Annotated in this window: 4 protein-coding genes; 1 reads left to right on the forward strand and 3 read right to left on the reverse strand. The window is 32.7% G+C overall.

Features of this window, described 5'->3' with window-relative positions; translation table 11 throughout:
- Together ACVC2P_RS16545 and uvrA are read right to left on the reverse strand one after the other, a co-directional pair.
- The coding region (locus ACVC2P_RS16545; protein WP_452599563.1) for an LOG family protein at window positions 1-603 on the reverse strand (603 nt) is incomplete at its 3' end.
- Window positions 604-926: 323 nt separating this feature from the next.
- A complete protein-coding gene (uvrA, locus tag ACVC2P_RS16550; protein ID WP_452599564.1) occupies window positions 927-3,764 on the reverse strand; it encodes an excinuclease ABC subunit UvrA in 2,838 nt (945 codons plus the stop codon).
- Window positions 3,765-3,961: 197 nt separating this feature from the next.
- Between uvrA and ACVC2P_RS16555 the strand changes: the two genes are divergently transcribed.
- Window positions 3,962-4,486: a hypothetical protein gene (locus tag ACVC2P_RS16555; RefSeq protein WP_452599565.1), complete on the forward strand. Its 525-nt coding sequence runs from the start codon at window positions 3,962-3,964 to the stop codon at window positions 4,484-4,486.
- Between the two features lie 56 nt (window positions 4,487-4,542).
- Here the strand turns inward: ACVC2P_RS16555 and ACVC2P_RS16560 are convergent.
- On the reverse strand, window positions 4,543-4,994 hold a 452-nt coding region (locus ACVC2P_RS16560; protein WP_452599566.1), incomplete at its 5' end, for a hypothetical protein.

The following is a 4,994-nucleotide window of genomic DNA, read 5'->3' on the forward strand; positions in this document are numbered from 1 at the left end:
GTCTAAGTCTTTAGGACTAATGTTAGAGAATTTGTCTAAAAGTGTCGCTTTTACCCAGTCCATAAGTCCAGACCAAAACTCTGTGCCTACTAAAATAATAGGAAACTTTTCAATTTTATTAGTTTGTATAAGTGTAATAGCTTCAAATAATTCATCTAAAGTTCCAAAACCTCCTGGCATAACTACAAAACCTTGTGAGTATTTTACAAACATTACTTTTCTAACAAAAAAGTAATCAAAGTCTAAACTCTTATCGCTATCTATATATGGATTATCGTGTTGCTCGAAAGGGAGTTCTATATTTAATCCAACAGAAGTTCCTCCTGCTAAATGTGCTCCTTTATTTCCTGCTTCCATTATTCCTGGTCCACCACCAGTAATAACCCCATATCCTGCTTCTACAATACCTTTTGCAACGCTTTCTGCTAGTTTATAATATTTATCTTCTGGTTTAGTTCTTGCCGAACCAAAAATAGAAACACATGGTCCTATTTGACTCATTTTCTCAAATCCGTTAACAAATTCCCCCATGATCTTGAATATAGCCCAAGAGTCATTTGTTTTATTTTCATTCCAATCTTTATGATGTTGTTCTTTTCTCATGTTCTTTTCAAATTTTAAAAGCCTCGAAAGATAGTACTTTAAATTATGTTATTAAACAACAAAAACAATTTTAGTTATAATTGTTTTTTGTATGTATTTAAGCTCTAAGATAGGTGTAAAAATGTAAATTGTGAAGGGCTTGAATAAAAAAGGAATTTACCTAATATGTTTATAGGTTTTTTCCTGTTGATTGCTAGAGGTTTATGCGGGATATTTGTGCGAAGTATAAAATATAACTTAAATAAGAAAAGCTGAAAACTCTAGAATTAGTCCAAATATATCCTCTACAATAGCTAGCTTTTGTAGAGGATATATTATTTGCTTTAGGCTAGTTCTTTTTTTAGAAAACGTGCGGTATGGCTTTTTTTGTGTTTAGCAACAACCTCAGGTGTGCCTTCTACAACAACTTTTCCACCACCTTTTCCGCCCTCGTAACCTATATCTATAATGTGGTCTACTGTTTTTATAACGTCTAAATTATGCTCAATAATTAATACAGTATTGCCCTTATCTGCTAATTTATTTAAGACTAGCATTAGTACACGAATGTCTTCAAAATGTAAGCCGGTTGTAGGCTCATCTAAAATATAGAAGGTATTACCCGTATCTCTTTTACTAAGTTCTGTTGCAAGTTTTATACGTTGTGCCTCACCACCAGAAAGTGTTGTGCTTTGCTGTCCTAGAGTAATATATCCTAAACCAACGTCTTTTATGGTTTTTAGTTTTTTATGAATTTTAGGAATGTTCTCAAAGAAGTCTACCGCGTCATTTATAGTCATGTTGAGCACATCGCTAATACTTTTTCCTTTATAACGAATCTCTAATGTTTCGCGATTAAAACGTTTACCTTGGCAGGTTTCGCATTCTACGTAAACATCTGGCAGGAAATTCATTTCTATAACTTTTAAGCCTCCTCCTTTACAGGTTTCGCAACGTCCACCAGCTACATTAAAACTAAAACGCCCTGGTTTGTAACCTCTAATCATGGCTTCAGGGATTTTTGCAAACAGACTACGTATTTCTCCAAAGGTACCTGTGTAGGTCGCTGGGTTACTTCTAGGCGTTCTACCAATTGGAGATTGGTTAATATCTATAACTTTATCGCAATGTTCTAACCCTTTTATACTTTTATAAGGCATTGGTTTTTTTACACCATTGTAATAATAGGCATTTAAAATAGGGTAGAGAGTTTCGTTTATTAGTGTCGATTTTCCGCTACCAGAAACTCCTGTTACTCCAATCATTTTTCCTAATGGAATTTTTACAGAAACGTTCTTTAAATTATTTCCTGTACAGCCTTTTAACTCGATAAAATTTCCGTTTCCTTTTCTTCGTTCTTTAGGAATTTCTATAGCCTTTGTACCATTTAAATAATCTGCAGTTAAGGTGTTATGCGTAAGTAGCTCTTTTGGAGTACCTTCACTAATAATTTGGCCTCCATGTTTTCCAGCTCTTGGTCCGATATCTATAACATGATCGGCACGTTCTATCATGTCTTTATCATGTTCAACAACAATAACAGAGTTTCCTATGTCTCGTAAAGCTACTAAGGAGTTAATTAATTTTTCATTATCACGTTGGTGTAGTCCTATGCTTGGTTCGTCTAAAATATATAATACACCTACCAACTGCGAGCCAATTTGTGTGGCTAAACGTATACGCTGTGCTTCGCCACCAGATAAAGATTTTGAACTTCTATTTAATGATAAATAGGTAAGTCCTACATCTACTAAAAACTGTAAACGTGCTTTTATTTCTTTAATAATTTCTTCGGCAATTTTAAATTGCTTTTCAGATAAATGTTTGGTTAAATCTTGAAACCACTCTGCTAGTTCAACAATGTCTTTATGCGCTAATTCGGCAATATTTTTACCATTTATTTTAAAGTATAAAGATTCTTGTTTTAAACGAGAGCCTTTGCATACGGGACATTCAATTTTATCCATGTATTCTTTTGCCCAACGTTTTAAAGAAGTCGATTCTGCATTTTTATATTGGTTTTCAATAAAATTGGCAACGCCTTCAAAATCTATTTTATAATCACGGGTAATGCCTAAAGTTTTGCTTTCTACCGAAAATTTATCATTCCCGCCATATAAAATAAGCTGTTTTGCTTCTTTTGGGATGGATTTATAGGCATCGGTTAATTTAAATTTATAACGGTCTGCAATTAATTCTAACTGTTTAAAAATCCAGCTTTTTTTAGCAGGACCATGTGGCGCTAATGCTCCATTTTTTATAGAAAGGGAATCGTCTGGAATAATTTTATTTTCATTTACTTGGTATAAGTCTCCAATACCATTACAGTTATCGCAAGCACCTTTTGGTGAGTTAAATGAAAAATTATTAGGCTCAGGGTTTGGATACGAGATTCCCGAAGATGGACACATTAAATTACGACTAAAATAGCGTACTTCTTGCGAGTCTTGATCTATAACCATTAGTACATCGTCTCCATGATACATGGCCGTATTTATAGTTTCGGTTAAACGTTTATCGTTATCCGCATTGTCATCAATTTTAAGTCTATCTATAACAATTTCAATATCATGTGTTTTGTAACGATCCAACTTCATACCTTTTACAAGGTCTTTTATTTCACCATCGGTTCTTACTTTAACAAAGCCTTGTTTAGCAATTTGTTCAAATAATTCACGATAATGTCCTTTTCTAGATCTAATTACTGGAGCTAAAATGTTAATGCGTTTACCTTTAAAACTTTCGGTTATTAACGATTTAATTTGTTCATCGCTATAACTAATCATTTTTTCACCAGTATTATAACTGTAAGCATCACTTGCTCTAGCAAATAATAAACGAAGAAAATCGTAAATCTCTGTTATGGTTCCTACGGTAGATCGTGGTGATTTACTGGTTGTTTTTTGCTCAATGGCAATTACAGGAGATAAACCATCAATTTTATCTACATCTGGGCGCTCTAAACCACCTAGAAATTGCCTAGCATAAGCAGAGAACGTTTCTATGTAACGGCGTTGTCCTTCGGCATAAATAGTATCGAAAGCTAAAGACGATTTTCCACTTCCAGAAAGTCCAGTTATAACAACTAGTTTTTCTCTAGGGATGGTAACATCGATATTTTTTAAGTTGTGGGCTCTTGCGCCTTGAACTTCTATATTTTCTTCGAAATTTGTAATAGACATAAGTAATTCTGTAGCTTGTTAAAACAGATTTGCGAAGATACGGGTTTTGCCTTTCTTTTTGAAATGAGTTAGTTATGATTTATTGTTAAAATAAAGTGAAGAGATCCTTTGCTGTTTTTCTAATTTTATGTTTAAATTTAAAACTGAAAAACAAGTTTAATACACAAACAAGATACCCGCTTTCTCGGGTTATGCTTATGAAATTATTAGGAATAGGATCAAGAATCAATCATCCAGAATATGGAAAAGGTGTAGTAACTAATGTAGACTCTAAACAGTATTGGGTAACTTTTATTGATAATGGTTTAGAAACGATAGATTTAGATGCAGATGTGGAAGTTATTGAAGCTGCCGATAAAGATGTAGATACCATTAGTTTTTTTGATATTGAAAGTAGTTTAAGGCATATTTTGAAACGTTACAGTGATGTTTCTGAAATTGTCCCGATTGCCGATAAATGGAAAGGTGGAAAGTTAATTTTAGAACCTAGCGACACCAATTTAAAAGGGAAAGAGTTACCAATTGATAGTTTTTTCCATAAAATTACCATGGTACGTGACCGATTACGTGTTATGGAACAAAAGGTGAATTCTAGTAATTTAGAAGAACAAGAAAAGATAGATTTACAACAATATATTACACGTATTTATGGAAGTTTAACCACCTTTAATGTACTGTTTAAATTGAAGGATCATAATTTTGTAGGGCAGAAGAGTAAGTAGGTTTACTTTAAAGGTTAAGTGAATTTTAAACATTTATTATCAGAATAATACAGTGTCTATTCATAAAGTAAGCGATATTTCTGGTTGTTAATTTCTAGATTAATTGTCGTAGTATCTGTTTTCTTTAGGTTTAAAAACGGCTTTCTTTTTATAGCATGTCTTCTGTTTTTATTCATGAATAAAATCACAAGGTTTAAGGTGTCATTTGGTTTTACATCTATTGGGATGTTTGGTGTTATCGTTTTTCCGTTAGGTACAAATTTAACAACCAATGAATCGCTCTCAAAGGCTTTAGAGCTAAAGTCAATAGCATTAATATTTAGCTTTGTATTATTTAAAGTTAAAAGCTTTAAATGTAATGTAGACCATAAATACCTATTTCCTGTGTAAATTGTACTAAATTCAGGATTTTTTATAGAAAGTGTATTATTATTTGTGTTGTCTTCTATTAAATTGTAGCTATGGTATTTTGGAGGCGGTGGCATTAAGCAAGAGGCTACCGTAAAAT

It is taken from the genome of Pontimicrobium sp. MEBiC01747 (assembly GCF_053601635.1).